This window comes from Paramicrobacterium chengjingii, from assembly GCF_011751765.2.
GTDB classification, from domain to species: domain Bacteria; phylum Actinomycetota; class Actinomycetes; order Actinomycetales; family Microbacteriaceae; genus Paramicrobacterium; species Paramicrobacterium chengjingii.
In genome coordinates, this window is the sequence record NZ_CP061169.1 from 563,468 (window position 1) to 580,972 (window position 17,505).

Annotated in this window: 18 protein-coding genes and 1 tRNA gene; 13 read left to right on the plus strand and 6 right to left on the minus strand. The window is 62.8% G+C overall.

From position 1 onward, the window contains the following. Positions 1-114 precede the first annotated feature (114 nt). A complete protein-coding gene (locus HCR76_RS02850; RefSeq protein WP_166984863.1) occupies positions 115-1,320 on the minus strand; it encodes an HNH endonuclease in 1,206 nt (401 codons plus the stop codon). A gap of 313 nt (positions 1,321-1,633) precedes the next feature. On the opposite strand from HCR76_RS02850, the gene HCR76_RS02855 reads away from it, so the two are divergent. From HCR76_RS02855 to HCR76_RS02880, 6 genes are all read left to right on the plus strand, one after another. After that, positions 1,634-1,706: transfer RNA gene (locus HCR76_RS02855), tRNA-Trp, on the plus strand. Positions 1,707-1,748: 42 nt separating this feature from the next. After that, positions 1,749-2,024: a preprotein translocase subunit SecE gene (gene secE / locus HCR76_RS02860; protein ID WP_166984364.1), complete on the plus strand. Its 276-nt coding sequence runs from the start codon at positions 1,749-1,751 to the stop codon at positions 2,022-2,024. A gap of 73 nt (positions 2,025-2,097) precedes the next feature. Continuing rightward, positions 2,098-2,982: a transcription termination/antitermination protein NusG gene (nusG, locus tag HCR76_RS02865; RefSeq protein ID WP_166984861.1), complete on the plus strand. Its 885-nt coding sequence runs from the start codon at positions 2,098-2,100 to the stop codon at positions 2,980-2,982. A gap of 111 nt (positions 2,983-3,093) precedes the next feature. Continuing rightward, a complete protein-coding gene (rplK, locus tag HCR76_RS02870; RefSeq protein ID WP_166984366.1) occupies positions 3,094-3,522 on the plus strand; it encodes a 50S ribosomal protein L11 in 429 nt (142 codons plus the stop codon). A gap of 72 nt (positions 3,523-3,594) precedes the next feature. Next, positions 3,595-4,284, plus strand: coding sequence for a 50S ribosomal protein L1 (gene rplA / locus HCR76_RS02875; RefSeq protein WP_166984859.1), 690 nt, complete (start codon positions 3,595-3,597; stop codon positions 4,282-4,284). Between the two features lie 104 nt (positions 4,285-4,388). After that, on the plus strand, positions 4,389-4,922 hold the full coding sequence (locus tag HCR76_RS02880) for a GNAT family N-acetyltransferase (RefSeq protein WP_244971467.1): 534 nt from the start codon (positions 4,389-4,391) through the stop codon (positions 4,920-4,922). Between the two features lie 5 nt (positions 4,923-4,927). On the opposite strand, the gene HCR76_RS02885 is transcribed toward HCR76_RS02880, so the two are convergent. The 3 genes from HCR76_RS02885 to HCR76_RS02895 form a co-directional block, all read right to left on the minus strand. Then, a complete protein-coding gene (locus HCR76_RS02885; protein ID WP_244971468.1) occupies positions 4,928-5,905 on the minus strand; it encodes an NADP-dependent oxidoreductase in 978 nt (325 codons plus the stop codon). Positions 5,906-5,933: 28 nt separating this feature from the next. Beyond that, positions 5,934-6,524, minus strand: a complete 591-nt coding sequence (locus HCR76_RS02890) for a YqaJ viral recombinase family protein (RefSeq protein ID WP_166984857.1) — start codon at positions 6,522-6,524, stop codon at positions 5,934-5,936. Between the two features lie 70 nt (positions 6,525-6,594). Further along, positions 6,595-7,752 (minus strand): ROK family transcriptional regulator, encoded by a 1,158-nt coding sequence (locus HCR76_RS02895; RefSeq protein ID WP_166984855.1) that lies wholly within the window; start codon positions 7,750-7,752, stop codon positions 6,595-6,597. A gap of 119 nt (positions 7,753-7,871) precedes the next feature. Here HCR76_RS02895 and HCR76_RS02900 point away from each other — a divergent pair, with 119 nt between their 5' ends. The 5 genes from HCR76_RS02900 to HCR76_RS17740 all read left to right on the plus strand — a co-directional run bounded on the left by HCR76_RS02900 (position 7,872) and on the right by HCR76_RS17740 (position 12,858). Further along, positions 7,872-8,624 (plus strand): sugar phosphate isomerase/epimerase family protein, encoded by a 753-nt coding sequence (locus HCR76_RS02900; RefSeq protein WP_244971469.1) that lies wholly within the window; start codon positions 7,872-7,874, stop codon positions 8,622-8,624. Beyond that, positions 8,621-9,718, plus strand: coding sequence for a Gfo/Idh/MocA family protein (locus HCR76_RS02905; RefSeq protein WP_166984853.1), 1,098 nt, complete (start codon positions 8,621-8,623; stop codon positions 9,716-9,718). Before HCR76_RS02900 ends, HCR76_RS02905 begins: the two co-directional genes overlap by 4 nt. After that, positions 9,685-10,794 (plus strand): Gfo/Idh/MocA family protein, encoded by a 1,110-nt coding sequence (locus HCR76_RS02910; RefSeq protein ID WP_166984851.1) that lies wholly within the window; start codon positions 9,685-9,687, stop codon positions 10,792-10,794. Before HCR76_RS02905 ends, HCR76_RS02910 begins: the two co-directional genes overlap by 34 nt. A gap of 32 nt (positions 10,795-10,826) precedes the next feature. After that, entirely contained in the window at positions 10,827-11,843 is a 1,017-nt protein-coding gene (locus tag HCR76_RS02915) for a sugar phosphate isomerase/epimerase family protein (RefSeq protein WP_166984849.1), read from the plus strand. A gap of 76 nt (positions 11,844-11,919) precedes the next feature. After that, positions 11,920-12,858 (plus strand): Pr6Pr family membrane protein, encoded by a 939-nt coding sequence (locus HCR76_RS17740; RefSeq protein ID WP_166984847.1) that lies wholly within the window; start codon positions 11,920-11,922, stop codon positions 12,856-12,858. Here the strand turns inward: HCR76_RS17740 and HCR76_RS02925 are convergent. Both HCR76_RS02925 and HCR76_RS02930 read right to left on the minus strand, forming a co-directional pair. Beyond that, positions 12,809-13,300, minus strand: a complete 492-nt coding sequence (locus tag HCR76_RS02925; RefSeq protein ID WP_198248130.1) for a MarR family winged helix-turn-helix transcriptional regulator — start codon at positions 13,298-13,300, stop codon at positions 12,809-12,811. The two genes, HCR76_RS17740 and HCR76_RS02925, sit on opposite strands and share 50 nt — an antisense overlap. A 10-nt stretch (positions 13,301-13,310) precedes the next feature. Beyond that, complete coding sequence (locus HCR76_RS02930; protein WP_166987935.1) at positions 13,311-14,972, minus strand: MDR family MFS transporter; 1,662 nt, start codon at positions 14,970-14,972, stop codon at positions 13,311-13,313. A 249-nt stretch (positions 14,973-15,221) separates the two neighbouring features. Between HCR76_RS02930 and HCR76_RS02935 the strand changes: the two genes are divergently transcribed. Both HCR76_RS02935 and HCR76_RS02940 read left to right on the plus strand, forming a co-directional pair. Then, entirely contained in the window at positions 15,222-15,965 is a 744-nt protein-coding gene (locus HCR76_RS02935; RefSeq protein WP_166984845.1) for a response regulator transcription factor, read from the plus strand. A gap of 1 nt (position 15,966) precedes the next feature. Then, positions 15,967-17,412: a sensor histidine kinase gene (locus HCR76_RS02940; protein ID WP_166984843.1), complete on the plus strand. Its 1,446-nt coding sequence runs from the start codon at positions 15,967-15,969 to the stop codon at positions 17,410-17,412. Positions 17,413-17,505 lie beyond the last annotated feature (93 nt).

A 17,505-nucleotide genomic window follows, 5' to 3' on the forward strand; every position in this document is an offset into this window, starting at 1 on the left:
TTGCGAACGACAGTCTGGATGCCGACGTGCGCTGGGTAGCATTTGGGCGCATTCCATGTGGCGCTTCGAGTGGTGTGACTCGTGCGTGTCTGTTCCCCGGGGCCGCCGCGTACGTCAGGTGCGCGGCCTGGTATCTCGTCCGGGGTCGGGTCCGGTGTCGTTATCGTCTCCGGGTTTGCGCCGCCTGCCGAGATACCGTCGATTCACGTACCAGTCTGGTGGAACGAGTCTCGGTTGCCCTGTGTTGTCGCGGGTGAGTGACCATTCGCCGCGTTCGACAAGCCTGTGATGCCACCAGCAGAGCATGACACCGTTCGTGGTGTCGGTCTTCCCGTCCTTTGCCCACCCGTGTACGTGGTGTGCTTCACACAGCCAGGCGGGGATGTCACAGTCAGCAGCAACACACGTGCCGCCGTCGCGGGCGATGAGCGCGAGGCGTTGCTTCGGGGTGAACACGTCGGCGCGTTCCTGCTGCTTCGACCGTGCTTCCGGTTCTTCACCGTGGGCGGCGAGTTCTTCGGTTTCCATGAACTTTGGTGATGTTCTCTTGGACATGAATGCGTCAAACACGGGTGTCACCTGTGCTGCCTGTTCCGGGGAGAGAGTGCCGGTGATTCTCATACTCCCGTCGTCCTGGTGACGAAACAGCAGAGCACGTGCCTGATGGAGTTCTTCCGCTGTGGGTTCCACACCATCCGGATCCAACGCAACACAAAACATGCGGGCCTGCTGACGCAGAGCATCCGCCGTGACAGGAATCTCACCGTATGCGCCCGTGGCGTTGCCGAGCAGTGTGTTCTCGGCCCAATCTGCCTGTTCTGGTGCCACCCGCGACAGTACCGGAGCCAACGCCGATGTGATCACCTCGGCAACATCGAGACCGATCGTGCCCTCAGCAAGAGCATCCGCCGTCTGGGTGAACATTGGATCCAACGGCAGCCCCGTGTCAGACACCCGCGGAGTCGTCTGCTCGGCGACCTTCGAGTATCGGTGCGCTGTGGAGTTCTTCACCCCGGTGATCTTCTCAAACAGTCCTGTTGGAGACGATGACCCGTGACGGGCAGCGAGACCCTCAAACCCCGCATCCGTATCCGAACGCCGGGCAATGTCACCGACATTGCCGATCTGGCGGCCCTCGACCAGGCGGGCGATGTTCCCCAGAACACCAACGTAGGTCAGCAGCGCGTTCGCCGAAAGCTGCGCCGGATTGATAGAAGCGAGCTCGGCAACAGCCGACAGCGCATTCTCAGCAATGCGCGCGGCGACAGCATCCGGACCCTCTGGAGTCTCGACACCTGACGCCGCCGACGTGCTTTGCATGACCACAGTCTTCCAGCAGCCACCGACATTCCTACCGACACAAACCCCAGATCAAACCACCATTGTGGATAACTCGCAAAGCTTTCTATCTGTGGACGGGGAAGCAGACGAGACGTGAGTAGCGAGGCACGCTGCGCCCGGCGCAGGACACCAGCCGGCTCAGCTTGGAGATGACTCGCGCGTCGCGTACACTTATGCGAGGTAGTTGAAGTCTGCCAAGCTTTTCTGTGCCTAAATTCGCTTCGCGCAATGCGTTCACGGCTCGGTGGTGCTGTGCAGATTTCACCCCTAGAGTAGGTGCAACCCCACTCATAGGGCGGTGGCTCAATTGGTAGAGCAGCGGTCTCCAAAACCGCAGGTTGCAGGTTCGAGTCCTGTCCGCCCTGCGCGTCGGTGCGTGAGCACCGGCACACGAAAGGTGTAACACGTTGGCCCGTAAAGTAATCGACACCCCGAGCGAGGATGTCGTCGCTGCAGCGAAGAAAGACCGCGCCGCAAAGCGTGGACCCTTCGCCGGGATCATTTTGTTCCTGAAGCAGGTCATCAACGAACTCAAGAAGGTCGTCACCCCGACGAAGAAGGAGCTGTGGAGCTACACAGGCGTCGTGCTGGTCTTCGTGATCTTCATGATGGCGCTCGTGTTCGGGCTCGACCAGCTCTTCAGCTGGCTCGTCATCTTGACCTTCGGAAGCCCCGGGGTCTGATCGGGTCACCTCATACGGCGCCTGTTTCCGCACAGCGGGGCGACGCCGCACGAAAAGAAATGGAATGAATTCAGTGTCAGAGAGAAACCGAGACGACGTCGACTGGGCAACCGCGGCTGAGCAGTCGTCTGAGGTCGACGAGGCCCAAGAGGGCAACGTCCTCGCCGGTAACGAGCAAGCCGTAGAGCCTGCCGAGAACCGTGCGCTGCACGTCGAAGACGGAGACGTCGAGGGTTCACTCGACGCTGCACTCGACGCTCTCGGACAGACGCCGGAATCCGGCGATGAATCGGCGTCTGACGCCGAGGCGGCCGACGAAGAGACCGAGACAGAGGTCGACCCGTACCAGGAGTTTCGCACCGAACTGCGCATGATGCCGGGCAAGTGGTACGTCATTCACTCCTACGCCGGCTTCGAACGTCGCGTGAAGGCGAATATCGAGCAGCGCAAAGGCACGCTCGAGGTCGAGGACTACATCTACCAGGTCGAGGTCCCCATGGAAGACGTGGTGGAGATCAAGAACGGCCAGCGCAAGATGGTCACCCGCGTTCGCGTTCCCGGCTACGTGCTCGTTCGCATGGAGCTCAACGAAGACAGCTGGTCTGTCGTTCGCCACACACCTGGAGTCACAGGATTCGTCGGCAACGCACACAACCCGGTTCCGCTGCGGTTTGAAGAGTCATTCAACATGCTCAAAAGCCTCGTCGAGATCAAAGAGACTGCCCCGGCCAAGACCGGTGGAGGCTCCGGCGGAGGAAAGACGCCCTCGCGCTCGATTCCTGCAGAGATCGACTTCGAGGTCGGCGAGACCATCACCATCAAGGAAGGCTCGTTCGCGGGTCTGCCTGGCACGATCAGTGAGATCAAGCCTGAGAGCGGCAAGCTCACCGTGCTCGTCTCGCTCTTCGAGCGCGAGACTCCGGTCGAGCTCAGCTTCGACCAGGTGACAAAGCTTTAGTACCTCGGTCGCGCCGCAAGGCGTCGACCGGATTACCGCGGCCCGGCCAGGGCCGTCGGGAGAGCATTCGCCAGATCCGGCGAAGTTCGATTACCAGAAGAAGGAAGAAACATGGCACCGAAGAAGAAGGTTACTGGTCTGATCAAGCTTCAGATCAACGCCGGCGCCGCCAACCCCGCCCCGCCTATCGGCCCGGCGCTCGGTCAGCACGGCGTCAACATCATGGAGTTCTGCAAGGCGTACAACGCAGCGACTGAGTCGCAGCGCGGAAACGTCGTTCCGGTCGAGATCACCGTTTATGAGGACCGCTCGTTCACGTTCATCCTCAAGACCCCGCCGGCAGCTGAGCTCATCAAGAAGGCTGCGGGAGTCAAGAAGGGCTCCGGGGTTCCTCACACCACCAAGGTCGGCAAGCTGACTCAGGACCAGGTGAAAGAGATCGCCGAGCAGAAGATGGCCGACCTCAATGCGAACGACGTCGACGCCGCGAAGAAGATCATCGCCGGCACCGCTCGTTCCATGGGCATCACCGTCGAGTAACACTCGTTCCCCCAGACATCAGTGGCAGCGCCGGCCAGGCGCAGATGACCACATTCTCAACAGGAGAAAAAAATGGCACAGAAGTCAAAGGCCTACAGGGCCGCAGCCGACAAGATCGAGGCTGGAAAGCACTACACACCGGACGAGGCAGTTGCGCTCGCTAAGGAGACCGGCTCGTCGAAGTTCAACTCGACTGTCGAGGTGGCTCTGAAGCTCAGCGTCGACCCCCGCAAGGCCGACCAGATGGTTCGCGGTACCGTTATTCTTCCTCACGGTACGGGTAAGACTGCTCGCGTCATCGTGTTCGCAACCGGTGCAGCAGCTGAGGCTGCCATCGAGGCGGGCGCAGACGAGGTCGGCGGCGACGAGCTCATTGAGAAGGTAGCCGAGGGCTACACCGATTTCGACACCGCCGTGTCGACGCCGGAGCTCATGGGCAAGGTCGGCCGTCTCGGAAAGGTGCTTGGTCCTCGTGGCCTCATGCCGAACCCGAAGACCGGCACAGTAACGCCGAACGTTGCGCAGGCAGTCAACGACATCAAGGGCGGAAAGATCGCCTTCCGTGTCGACAAGCACGCCAACATCCATTTTGTTGTCGGAAAGGCCAGCTTCACAGCCGAGCAGCTTTCTGAGAACATCAACACCGCTCTTGAAGAGGTCGTGCGCCTCAAGCCAACGAGCTCAAAGGGTCGTTACATTCAGAAGGGAGCCGTCTCGACAACATTCGGCCCCGGAATCCCACTTGACGTGAACGTTTTCTGATCCCGTCTGACGAAAAAGTGCCCCTGCTGCGACGAGCGGCGGGGGCACTTTTCGTTGACGCACCATCATGGTCACCAGCGCCGACCACCGGTAGGCTTCGAAAGGTGACTGCAGTTCGACAGGCGACGGCCAGTGACGCGAATGCAGTTTCGGCACTCGCTGTCGAGACATTCGGTCTCGCGTGCCCGCCCGACATGCCGAGGGCCGATATCGAGAGCTTCGCGAACGAGAATCTCTCGCCCGAGCGGTTCACGGCGTACCTCACGGACCCGACGCACATGCTGCTTCTCGCCGAGGCCGATGATGTGCTCGATGGGTACACGCTGCTCATCGACCGATCGCCGAGTGATCCGCACGTCGACGAAGCTGTTACGGCCCGACCCGCAGTTGAACTCAACAAGGTCTATGTGCGCGCGAGCTCACACGGCACTGGAGCGGCGGGCTCCCTGATGCGTTACACGCTGGAGGCGGCGCTTGCGCACGGTGCTCGGGGCGTCTGGCTCGGCGTGAACCAGCTCAACACGCGCGCCGTGCGCTTCTACGAAAAGTCGGATTTCGCCGTTGTCGGAACGCGACGTTTCAGAGTCGGTGACCGCTGGTGTGACGATTTCGTCATGCAGTGCGTGCTGCGCGACTGACCTGACTAGACGGTGAGCACGACCTTGCCGCGCGTGTGGCCGGATTCCACGGCGGCGTGAGCCTCTGCAGCATCCACAAGGTCGAAGGTCTTGTCGATATGCACCCGCACGTCGCCCTGATCGATGAGACGGGTGATCTTCGTGAGCACATCACCGCTCGGTGTGAGGGTGAATCGTGTTGCGGTGACTCCGGCAGCATCCGCTTCGCTCTGCATGGCGGGGAACGAGCCGGTCGGCACACTCACGAAGAGCCCGCCCGGCTTGAGAGCCCGCAACGAGCGTGAACCGGTGTCATCTGTGACGTTGCCGATGAGATCGATCACGGTGTCGACGTCGGACACCTCGTCCTCAAAGCGTGTGGCCGTGTAGTCGATAACGGCCGATGCGCCGAGCTCTCGCACAAAGTCGACATTGCGTGCGGATGCTGTGGAGATGACCTCTGCGCCGAAAAAACGGGCGAACTGTACGGCGAACTGCCCCACCCCTCCCGCTCCGGCGTGAATGAGAATGCGCTGGCCATAGTGTGCGCGCGCGACGTCGACGACGGCGCCCCACGCGGTGAGCGCGGCGAGTGGCACGGACGCGGCCTCCACGTGCGAGAGCGTGTGAGGTTTGGGCGCGACACAGAGCGTTGGTGCGGACACGTACTCGGCGTGGCTCCCCGAGTACCGGGGGAGCCGCGTCATGCCGTACACTTCGGTGCCAGCCGAAAGCGGATGCGCCTCATAGGGAGACCGTGCGACGGTGCCGCTGAAGTCGTGGCCGAGGGTGGCGGGGTAGTTCAGGGCTTTGGCCGTCGGGCTCGCTCCCGACCGAATCTTCGTGTCGATGGGATTGATGCTGGCCGCAGCGACCTTGACGAGAATCTCGCCGATGTACGTGGGCGGAACGGGTACCGTCGCGGGGCGTAGAACGTCGACAGGTCCCGGTTCGTCGGCGATGATCGCGGTCATGGAGTCGGGGACGGATGCGCTCTCGGTCATACCCGAAGTCTGCCACAGACGCCGGGCGTCAGCCCGATCGCGACGTGCGGCGATGCAGCTCGTCAATGAGCTGATTGGCGAGCGTAATGAGGCGCGAGATCTGCGTTTCGTCGCGGTCAACCCACTGGCAGAGCGGCGCGTCGCCGATGGGAACAAAATTGTCGTGCTGCTCCCAGACGACGAGGGTGCGCTCTGCGCCGAGCACATACTGCTGCCACCACACCTGCCGCAGGTAGTTGCGGGGGATCGACCGCCAGGCTTTCGTCGTTGTCTTGATCTCAGCGAGAACGACGCGTTCGTCAGGTGTTGAGACGACGCCGTCTGGCGTGGCGAGATGGCGGTGCTCGACTTCGGCGCGAAACAGCGCAGATGAGGGCTCGATGCCGTGTGTCGCTGCCACCCACGCAGCGATCTCGGGCTCGCGGCGTCGGCCGTGATCTGTGTACACGTTGCCGGTGAATCCGGTGCCGTGCAGTTTCGCATCGGCGGCCACCTGAATGGAGTGCGGTGTCGAAAGCTTGGCGACATCGGTAGCGGTGATTCCGCGCGAACGTGCGCGAAGCCAGCCCGCGCGGTCGCTCGAATCGGCGATGATGCGGCTGGCGAGACGGGAATGCACCCGTCTATTGTCTCTCGGGCTCACGGTCTGCCGTGCACGCGCGCCGCGTTGCGGCATCCGTGTGATGAATTCAGCGGCTGAGCAGTTCGTCGACCGCATCGGGGGCGAGGGCCGAGTTGATCACCATGATCGCCGCGCCGAGCACTCCGGCCGATTCGCCGCCGCGCGACGTGACGATTGCAAGATCTTGGGTGGCGAGAGGTATCGAGCGCCTATAGACGACCTCGCGAACTCCGGCAATCAGATGCTCGCCCGCACGCGCAATGCTGCCCCCGACCACGATCACCGAGGGATTGAGCAGGTTGACGACGCCCGCGAGCACTTCGCCGACATCGCGCCCGGCTTGCCGCACGGCCTCGAACGCCTGGCCGTCGCCAGCGCGCACTGCATCGATAACATCGGAGCTCGTCGTGCCGCCAAGCTTCGCCGCGATGGCGGGACCGCCCGCGATATCTTCAAGGTCAGGGGAACCAGGAGGCTCAGTCTGGGGGAGGCGGAGATGGCCGAGATCACCGGCTGAACCGCGGGCACCACGCTGCAGCTCTCCGCCCATGATGATTCCGGCGCCAACGCCCGTGGCTACTTTGACGAAGATGAGCTCATCGGAGTCCGGCCACGACATGGCGTGCTCGCCCAGCGCGAGGATGTTCACGTCGTTGTCGACGAGCACAGAGACCGGAATTCGCCTCCGCACGAAACCGGGCACGTCGAAGCGATCCCAGCCGGGCATGATCGGCGGATTCACGGGCAATCCCGTCGAATGCTCGACAGGGCCGGGAAGACCGACGCCGACACCGATCAGATCGGCGATGTCACGGTCGATAGTGCGCAGCAGCGAGAGCGCCTCTGACGTCGCCCACTCGAGCACGGGTTCTGGTCCATCGGCGATTCGAAGGCGCGAGGAGCGCTCGGCGAGGATGCTGCCGGCGAGGTCGGCGACGGCGACAATGCCGTGGGTCGCGCCGATATCGATTCCGATCACGAGACGGGATGCCGGTGCGAAGGCGATGCGCGACGGCGGGCGTCCTCCCGACGATGCAGCTTCGCCCGCAGGTTCGACGAGGCCCCTCGTGAGCAGGGCGTCCACGCGAGCGGAGACCGTTGAACGCGACAGCCCGGTCAGGGCCGCGATCTCAGCTTTTGTGCGAGGAACGCGATCACGCAGTATGTGCAGCAAGTCGCCTGTTGAGGTGGCTCGTGGCGCCGTGTGTCCCGTGACGTTCACCATGTTTTGAGTAAACCATATGTCGCTACTGGCGATAGATATTCAACTTCTGCTTGACAGCGATCAAAAGTGGCATTTGAATGGGAGTCCAGGCATGACTACCCCACTCAGCGAGGAGAACCGTGACTACGTCCGCAATATCAGTGCAGCTCTATACCGTGCGAGAGGCAATCGCCGAGGATCTGCCCGGCACGCTCCGCCGCCTTGCTGACGCCGGTTTTAGCCGCGTCGAGCCGTTCGCCTTCACGAACTTTCCCGAACTCGCCGGTGCTCTCACATCGACAGGGCTCGCCACGCCGACAACGCACCAGGGATTCATCGCAGACGGCAACATTGCCGACGTCGCGTCAGCCGCGGCATCCATGGGCATTTCTACGGTCATCGACCCGTTCGTGGCGCCGGAGAAGTGGACGACAGCTGAAGACGTTTCCGAGACGGCGCGCCGTCTCAACGAGGCTGCGCAGATTGCGGCAGAGCACGGCATCACCGTTGGTTACCATAACCATGCTCACGAGATCGAGAACACCATCGATGGGGTCACGGCCCTCGAATACTTCGCCGGACTTCTGGATCCTGCCGTTGTGCTCGAGGTCGACACGTACTGGGTTGCCGTCGGCGGTGCCGACCCTGTCGAGCTTCTGGGCCGCCTCGGTGACCGCGTTGTCGCTATCCATGTGAAAGACGGCCCCGGAACTGCCGAGACGAAGGATCAGGTGGCGGTAGGCAGCGGTTCGCTCGACATTCCCGCGATTCTCGCAGCGGCTCCGAACGCATTGCGCGTGATCGAACTTGACGACTCGCGCGGCGACCGCTTTGAGGCCGTCGTCGACAGCCTCGCCTATCTGACCTCACTCGAGAACGGAGCCAGCGCGTGAGCCGCGTTGGAATCGGCGTCATCGGCGCCGGAACAATCAGCTCTCAGTACCTCGAGAACCTCACGACGTTCCCCGATCTTGACGTGCGGTTCATCGCCGACCTCGACACCGAGCGTGCTGCCTCACAGGCGCAGAAGTTCGGCGTCGCAGCATCCGGAACCGTCGACGAGCTGCTCGCCGACGACCAGATCGAGATCGTCGTGAATCTCACGATCCCCGCCGTGCACGTGGAGGTGGCGCTGCAGGTGCTTGCTGCGGGCAAACACGTCTGGAGCGAGAAGCCGTTTGCGCTCGATCGAGAGTCGGGCAAGAAGCTGCTCGACGCCGCTCATGCCGCAGGCAAGCGTGTGGCGACCGCACCCGACACATTTCTCGGTGCGGGAATCCAGTCGGCTCGCCGGCTGCTCGAATCCGGCGCGATCGGGGCGCCGCTTACTGCACTTACACTCATGCAGAGCCCAGGGCCGGAATCGTGGCATCCCAACCCCGACTTCCTCTTTCACGACGGCGCCGGCCCACTCTTCGACATCGGCCCGTACTACATCACGACGCTCGTGCAGCTGTTCGGCCCGGTCAAACGCGTCACGGCATCGGCATCGAAGGCGCGAGCAACGCGTACGATCGGCTCCGGACCCCGTGCGGGAGAGAGCTTCGATGTGACCGTGCCGACGCACGTCGCCGCGATGTACGAGTTTGAAAGCGGACAGACCGCGCAAAGCATCTTCAGCTTCGACTCGAAGCTCGGCCGCACCCAGTTTGAGGTTGCCGGCGTCGATGGCACGCTCGTCGTCCCCGACCCGAATACCTTCGAGGGCGACCTGGTCGTGCACCGTGGTGGAGACGATGTCGACACCATCGCGTCGACAGGCACGACGACATCGCGCGGCACGGGCGTCGCCGAACTCGCACAGGCGATTCGCGAGGGACGCACGGAGCGCGCGTCGGGCGAGCAGGCGTTCCACGTGCTCGACGTCATGGTATCGACGATCGAGGCTGCCGAGTCCGGCTCGCCCGTCGCGGTCGAGAGCACGGTCGAACGACAGCCCGCACTCCCCGAAGGATGGGACCCGCGTCGGGCAACGGTGTCGCAGTGACAGCCCCGCTGAGGGTAGGAATCGTCGGCGGAGGCTTCATGGCGGCCGTGCACTCACGCGCGGCACGAAGCACCGGTGCAGTTCTCGCCGGCGTCGTCGCATCTTCTCCCGAGCGCTCGCAGCAGGTGGCGGCGGAGCTGGGCATCGAGCGCGGATTCGATTCGCTCGACGCGCTCATCGACAACGTCGATGCAGTGCACGTCTGCACGCCGAACGCGCTGCACGCGCCGCAGGCGCTCGCTGTGCTCGAAGCCGGTCTGCACGTAGTGTGTGAGAAACCGCTCGCGACGACGGTTGCCGATGCCGAGCGACTCGTGCACACAGCATCCGGTGTGACCGCCGCTGTGCCTTTCGTCTACCGTTTCCACCCGCTCGTCCGCCACGCCCGCGATCGCATCGCCTCAGGCGAGTCTGGGCGCGTCCTGAGCATTCGCGGCTCATATCTGCAGGATTGGATGCTCGATGAGGCGGACGACAATTGGCGTGTGGATGCCGCAGCGGGTGGCCGTTCTCGAGCATTCGCTGACATCGGCTCGCATCTCATCGATCTGATCGAGTTCGTCACCGGTGACCGTGTGACGCGTGTCGCCTCGACCGCGCGCACCTTCTTCGGAGACCGTGCAGAGCACCAGGCAATCACGACGGAGGACGCCGCCGCCGTCGTTTTTGAGACCACGGGCGGCGCGATCGGCACCTTGCTGGTGTCGCAGACCGCCCCCGGCCGTAAGAACGCGCTGACCATCGAGATTGCGGGCAGCGCGGAGAGCATCGGCTTCGAGCAGGAGCAACCGGAGACCCTGTGGGTCGGACGGCGCACGGGAAGCCTTATCGTTCCGCGCGACGCGGACCAATTGAGCCCGGATGCCGCGCGGCTCTGCACGGTGCCAGCCGGCCATCCGCAAGGTTACCAAGATGCTTTCAACGCGTTCGTCGGCGACGTCTACGCCGCTGTCGGCGGCGCCTCGCCCGACGGGCTGCCGCGCTTCGATGACGGGCTGCGCGCCGTGCGCTTGACGGACGCCGTCATGACGGCATCCGAAACTGCCGCGTGGGTCGACGTGCCCGCCGCAACCTGACCGCACAGCTGACAAGCACGAGGAGAGACACGATGACGAACGAATCGACGCACCCGGTCACGCTGTTCACCGGGCAATGGGCCGACATGCCGTTCGAGGAGGTGGCGCGGCATGCAGCCGAGTGGGGCTACGACGGACTCGAGATCGCCGCATCAGGCGACCACCTCGACCTGGAGCGCGCCGATCAGGACGACGCATACCTGAAGAGCCGCCTCGACATTCTCGATCGCTACGGCCTCAAGGTCTACGCGATCTCGAACCACCTCACCGGGCAGGCCGTGTGCGACGACCCGATCGATTTTCGCCACAAGGCGATCGTGCGTCCATCGACCTGGGGCGACGGCGACCCCGAGGGAGTGCGGCAGCGTGCTGCAGAAGACATGAAGCGGTCGGCTCGCGTTGCCCGAAAGCTCGGCGTTGATGTGGTCGTCGGGTTCACGGGCTCGAAGATCTGGCCCTACGTTGCGCAGTTTCCTCCCGTTCCCGCGAGCGTCATCGACGAAGGCTACGACGATTTCGCAGCCCGGTGGAATCCGATTCTCGACGTGTTCGACGCCGAGGGTGTTCGATTCGCACACGAGGTGCACCCGAGCGAGATCGCGTATGACTACTGGACGAGCGTGCGTACACTCGAGGCGATCGACCACCGCGAGGCATTTGGCTTCAACTGGGACCCGAGTCACATGATGTGGCAGCAGATCGACCCCGTCGGGTTCATCTGGGAGTTCCGCGACCGCATCTATCACGTTGACTGCAAAGACACGCGGATGCGCCCGGTGCAGGGCCGCGCGGGTGTTCTCGGTTCCCATCTTCCGTGGGGCGACCCTCGACGCGGCTGGGACTTCGTCTCGACGGGTCACGGCGACGTCCCGTGGGAAGATGCATTTCGGGCGCTGACCGCGATCGGCTACGACGGCCCCATCTCAATCGAGTGGGAGGATGCTGGCATGGATCGCCTTCACGGCGCACGGGAAGCCGTCGGGTACATTCGCTCATTGCTGTGGAAACAGCCCGAGACGTCATTCGACGCAGCATTCAGTAACCAGTAACTCGCGCAGCATTGCGGAGGCGGTAAGCCCCGTTCGGGGTCTACCGCGCGCCAGGCGGCCGTCGTAGCATGAGCCCATGCGTGCGCGCGAAGGTGCCGTTCGCGCGGCGATAGCGATCACTCTGGTGGTTGCGCTCGGCTTCGAGTTCGTGCGCACGGCGAGTCTGCTCGGTGTGAGTCCCCTCGATCACTTTGTCGACTATGCCAGCTATTTCACAACAATGGCGAACAGCTTGGCTGCGGTGACCTTCGGCATCGGAAGCGTCGTTGCCGTTCGCTCTGACAGCGATCCTGATTGGTATGCGCAACTTGTGATCGCGACGGTTGCGTACACGATGACAACCTGCGCCGTCTATAACGTCTCGCTTCGTGCCGTGTCGACAGCGCCAGACAGCTGGGCGAACGAGGTTCTCCACGTTGTCGGACCACTGAGCGTCGTGCTCGTCTGGGCCACGGGTCAGCAGCGACATGCCGTGCCCTGGCGCAGCATCCGGAATATTATGGGGGCCCCCGTCGCGTGGCTCAGTTACACGATGGTGCGCGGCGCGATTGTTGGTTGGTACCCCTACGATTTTCTCGACCCTGCCCAGCGCGGCGGGCTCACGTCGGTTGCCGGCTGTGTGTGCGTGGCGACCGCTCTGATCATCGCATTCGCTGTGTCGGCAGTCGCCGTCACACGCGCGCGACCGTCACGCGGCATCACGGTGCAGCGCCACGGCGGTGAGCAGCTGATCGGTGCGTGGCGCGCCTTCCGCCCGAAACACCTCGCGGCCGCTGGGCGAGAGAATCAGCAGCGTTGGCGTCGAGCTGATGCCGTCCGCTTCCGCATGCGTCTCGTGGGCGACGACGTCTCTCTCGATAGAGGTCACCCACGGCACGAGGTTTTGAACGTCGGCCACGGCCCGCCGAGCCGCCGCGCACGGCGCGCAGAATGCCGAGGTGTAGAGCACGAGCTTCATGCTCGAGTCAACGCTCGTCGCGGTGCTCGTGTTCCCGTTCAGCCATTGTCTCGTTGAGTTTGCCCAAGAGGTCGCCCAGACGCCGAATCTCGTCGATCTCCCAGAGCGACAGTCGGGATCGCAGCACTGACCGGTTATCTTCCGCGACGGAGTCGAGTGCGATGTGCGCCTTTTCGGTGAGGCGGACGAGCTGAGCGCGCCCGTCTGCAGGGTCGGGGATGCGGGTGATGAGCTCGAGATCTTCGAGCTGTCGCACAACGCGACTGACGGCACCTTTATCTGACAGGAGCCGGTCGGCGAGAACTCCCTGCTGCAGCGCCTCGTCACAATTCAGCTCGCGAAGCATCTTGTAGCCAAAGACCGTCAGCTCGGGATGCACTGCTTCTGCGCGTCGAATCATCACCCGGCGCATTTGCGTGTACATCGCGCCGAATTCCTGCTCAACATCGCTGATAGCGTCGTCGTGGTCGGATGCCGTGCTCTCGTGCTTGTCCGCCATGGCCAACATCCTAGCGATGGTCCTTTCGGTCTCCATCCTCGGGGTTCACGATGTCGAGCTGTCCGGTGCGGGGCTCAGCGGCGACTGTGGCCTCTGCGAGCTGAGCAATCTCTTCGCCCGCTCCGTCGACTGTCGTCTCACCGAGACGCTCGTGGTTCGTCTTGTCGCTGAGCGAGAGGTTGGGCAGTAGCGCCACGGTGATAATCGTCACGAATGCGAGCGGGGCCGCCACGAGGAAGATGTCGGCGACCGCGTGCCCGTAGACCGACTCGATGATCACCCGCACACTCTCGGGAAGGCTCTTCATCGCGGGAAGCTGACCACCCGAAAGCTGGTCGGCAACGGATGCTCCCTTCTCGCCGAGAGCCATGATGGCGGCCATCAAATCGTCCTTGCGATCAGCGAGGAGGCTGGTAGCTTGCGAGCCGAGAACGGCCCCGAGCGCCGAGATGCCGACCGTGCCGCCGAGACTGCGGAAGAAGGCCACACCTGAACTGGCGACACCGAGCTCCGACGGGTCGACGGCGTTCTGCACGACGAGCACCATATTCTGCATGATCATTCCGACGCCCGCGCCGAGAAGCACCATGAAGAGCGACACGAGCGCGAAGTTGGTGTCGTACCGAATCGTGCTCATGAGGAACATTCCGACGGTCAGAAGGATCGAACCGGCGACCATATAGCGTTTCCACTTGCCTGTGCGCGTGATGATCATGCCGACGACCGTTGACGAAACAAGCATCCCGCCGATCATCGGGATCGTCATGAGCCCGGACTCGGTTGCTGTCGCGCCGCGGGCAAGCTGCATGTACTGACTGAGAAAGACCGACGTGCCGAACATCGCAACACCGACGGAGATGCTGCCGATAACGGCGAGTGTGAACGTGCGGTTCTTGAAGAGCTTGAGGGGGATGATCGGGTTCGACGCCTTGAATTCGACGATCATGAAGAGTGCGATGGTCACGAGCGAACCGCCGACCATGAGAACGGTCTCGGTGCTCCACCAATCAAACTCGCTGCCCGCGAGGCTCACCCAGATGAGCAGAAGGGAGACGCCGGCGGCGAGAAGCACGGTGCCGAGGTAGTCGATTGTGACGCGCGTCTGCGGACGCTTGGGGAGATGGAGTGTCTTCTGCAGAAGAATGATCGCGACGACGGCGAAGGGGATGCCGACGAAGAAGTTCCAGCGCCAGTCGATAGCATCAGTCAGGAAGCCGCCGATGAGCGGGCCTCCGACCGTTCCCACTCCCATCACCGCGCCGAACAGCCCCATGTACTTGCCCCGCTCGCGCGGGCTGAGGATGTCGGCCATGATGATCTGGCTGAGGGATGTGAGCCCGCCGGCGCCGAGCCCCTGGAACACTCGACATGTGATGAGCATCGACGGGTCTTGTGAGAAACCGGCGGCAGCGGATGCCGAGACGAAGATCACGAGCGAGATCTGAATGAGCAGCTTGCGATTCAGAATGTCTGCGAGCTTGCCCCAGATGGGCGTCGACACCGTTGTGGCCAGCAGAGTCGCGGTGACGACCCAGGTGAAGGATGCCTGGGTGCCACCCAGATCGGCGATGATCACGGGCAGCGAACTGCTCACGACCGTTCCGGCAAGGATCGACACGAACATGCCCGTGAGCAGTCCGGAAAGTGCCTGCAGCACCTCGCGGTGCGACATTTTCGTCGGCGGGGCGGCAGGGGAGACGGCAGTTGAAGATGATGTCACGCGGGGAGGCTCCAGAGAAGGTAAAATCGTTGTATTCGTCAACAATAGATTTATAGTTGACTATCGGCAACTAATTTTCTGTTGGTGTGCCGTACTCACGGCGAGCTCACAGGAGGCAACGCCGAGGGCGGCTCGAGGTGCCCTCGGCGAGTGTGATGCTTGTTCATTGGAAACGCATAGGCAAGCGCGGATACTGGAAGCATGAGCATGTATCCCGCAGCATCCGAACCCGTGACGACGAAGCTGACCCGTGCCGATGGAACGCCGATCCGAGTGCTCGCCGTCGACGACGAAGCGAGTCTCACCGATCTGATCAAGATGGCCCTGCGTTATGAGGGCTGGGAGGTGCAGACGGCGGCGACCGGACACGAGGCTCTCTCTCAGGCCCGTGAATTTCGACCCGATGTGATCGTTCTCGACATCATGCTTCCCGATCTCGACGGAATGTCTGTTCTGCATCGGTTGCGTGCAGATGGCGACGACGTTCCCGTGCTCTTTCTCACGGCAAAGGATGCTCTCGATGACCGCATCGCTGGTTTGACGGCGGGCGGTGACGACTACGTGACGAAGCCGTTCAGCCTCGAGGAGGTTGTCGCTCGGTTGCGCAGCCTGATCAGACGGGCCGCGCAGTCGGCGCTTGCCTCGGACTCGATCATCACTGTGGGGGACCTGGTTATCGACGAAGACAGCTACGAGGTCACTCGTGGTGACGAGCCCATTGAGCTGACGGCAACAGAGTTTGAGCTGCTGCGCTACCTGATGCGCAACCCGCGACGGGTGCTGAGCAAGCCGCAGATTCTCGATCGTGTGTGGAGCTACGAGTTCGGAGGCAAAGCCAGCGTCGTCGAGCTGTATATCTCCTATCTACGCAAGAAGATCGATGCGGGACGTGAGCCGATGATCCACACCGTCCGAGGAGCCGGATACATGCTGAAGGCCGTCTGACGTGGGAAGCCGCCAGCCGCGCCCACTGCGCCGCACGCTTGTCGCGGCGACGGTGGCATTCATCACGCTCTCTGCACTTGTCATCGGACTGGTGAGCGTGTTTAGCCTGCAGTCCATTCTGCTGAATCGCATCGACAAGCAGCTAGTCGAAGCTGCCTCTCGATCGGCGGCGTCAATGGGCCAGAACACTCCGGGTTCCGATTCGAGCCCGGACTTCATCAGCTCGCTCGGGCAGTCGGTCGGAACTCTCGGGGCCGTGCGTTTTGATGACGTTATTGTGGCGGGCGCCTATCTCGACCAGAACCTCAACAGCCCGCTCCTTGATTCGAGGCAACTCGACGCGCTGCAATCAGAAAACGTCGGTGCGCGGCCCGAGAGCGTCTACCTCGGTGCAGAATTGGGCAACTACCGTGTGGTGTCCGTTCCGCTCTCTTCTCGAGTATCGATCATCGTCGGACTTCCCCTCTACGATATCGAGGCGACGATCTCGGAACTCGTTCTGGTCGTCGCGATCGTTGCGCTTGGTGCCCTTGTGCTCTCGGGTGCCGGTGCCTATGGGCTTGTGCGTTTGACGCTGCGTCCGCTCGAACGGGTTACGGCTGCAGCAACGACGGTGTCGATGATGACGCTCGATCGGGGTGATGTGGCGCTCGCCGTGAGGGTGCCCGAGGAAGACACCGACACTCACACCGAGGTCGGGCGCGTCGGAACGGCGATCAATCGCATGCTCGAGCACGTCTCGAACGCGCTTCAGGCGAGGCAGCACAGCGAGGACAAAGTGCGGCGTTTCGTTTCTGATGCCAGCCACGAGCTGCGTACCCCTCTGGCGTCGATCCGCGGCTATGCCGAGTTGACGCGCATGAGCGGTGAGACGATTCCGGACGACACGTCCTATGCGCTCGGACGGATTGAGTCGGAGTCGCGTCGAATGACCGATATTGTCGAAGACCTTCTGCTTCTCGCACGCCTCGATGAGGGGCGTCAGCTGGACGACGCCGATGTGGACCTGGCAGAGCTCGTTCAGGATGCGGTGTCAGATGCTCGTGCTGCCGCGGGTGACCATGAGTGGCAGGTCACCGTTCCGGAACACCCGGTGATTGTTCGAGGAGACCACGGTCGCCTGTTCCAAGTGGTGGCCAACCTGCTCGCGAACGCGCGCGTGCACACCCCGGCGGGCACAGTCGTCACAACGGACCTGTCGGTCGAGGGCGACAATCGTGCAGTTATTTCCGTTGCCGACGACGGCCCCGGCATTGATACCGGCGTCATCGACACCGTCTTCGAGCGATTCGTGCGCGGTGACTCCTCTCGAGCGCGAACGACGGGGAGTACAGGGCTTGGACTCGCAATCGTGCAGGGTGTCGTTGCCGCGCACGGTGGGCAGTCGAGCGTCGACAGTGAGCCGGGAAGCACGGTATTTCGCATCAGTCTGCCGATCGTGCCGTAATCTTCCAGTAGTGCGATGGTGGTCGGGTGCTTGACAGCCTGCCTTGACGCTGATTCACTCATCACTACCCACATGAAAAATAAATTTCATGTT

Bases quoted from the DNA above. Each gene is read 5' to 3' on its own strand.
- HCR76_RS02850 (WP_166984863.1), bottom strand. From the start codon at position 1,320: ATGCAAAGCACGTCGGCGGCGTCAGGTGTCGAGACTCCAGAGGGTCCG.
- HCR76_RS02910 (WP_166984851.1), top strand. From the start codon at position 9,685: ATGGGACCCGCGTCGGGCAACGGTGTCGCAGTGACAGCCCCGCTGAGG.
- HCR76_RS17740 (WP_166984847.1), top strand. From the start codon at position 11,920: ATGCGTGCGCGCGAAGGTGCCGTTCGCGCGGCGATAGCGATCACTCTG.
- rplK (WP_166984366.1), top strand. From the start codon at position 3,094: ATGGCACCGAAGAAGAAGGTTACTGGTCTGATCAAGCTTCAGATCAAC.
- HCR76_RS02895 (WP_166984855.1), bottom strand. From the start codon at position 7,752: ATGGTGAACGTCACGGGACACACGGCGCCACGAGCCACCTCAACAGGC.
- HCR76_RS02930 (WP_166987935.1), bottom strand. From the start codon at position 14,972: ATGTCGCACCGCGAGGTGCTGCAGGCACTTTCCGGACTGCTCACGGGC.
- HCR76_RS02885 (WP_244971468.1), bottom strand. From the start codon at position 5,905: ATGACCGAGAGCGCATCCGTCCCCGACTCCATGACCGCGATCATCGCC.
- rplA (WP_166984859.1), top strand. From the start codon at position 3,595: ATGGCACAGAAGTCAAAGGCCTACAGGGCCGCAGCCGACAAGATCGAG.
- HCR76_RS02915 (WP_166984849.1), top strand. From the start codon at position 10,827: ATGACGAACGAATCGACGCACCCGGTCACGCTGTTCACCGGGCAATGG.
- HCR76_RS02935 (WP_166984845.1), top strand. From the start codon at position 15,222: ATGAGCATGTATCCCGCAGCATCCGAACCCGTGACGACGAAGCTGACC.
- HCR76_RS02925 (WP_198248130.1), bottom strand. From the start codon at position 13,300: ATGGCGGACAAGCACGAGAGCACGGCATCCGACCACGACGACGCTATC.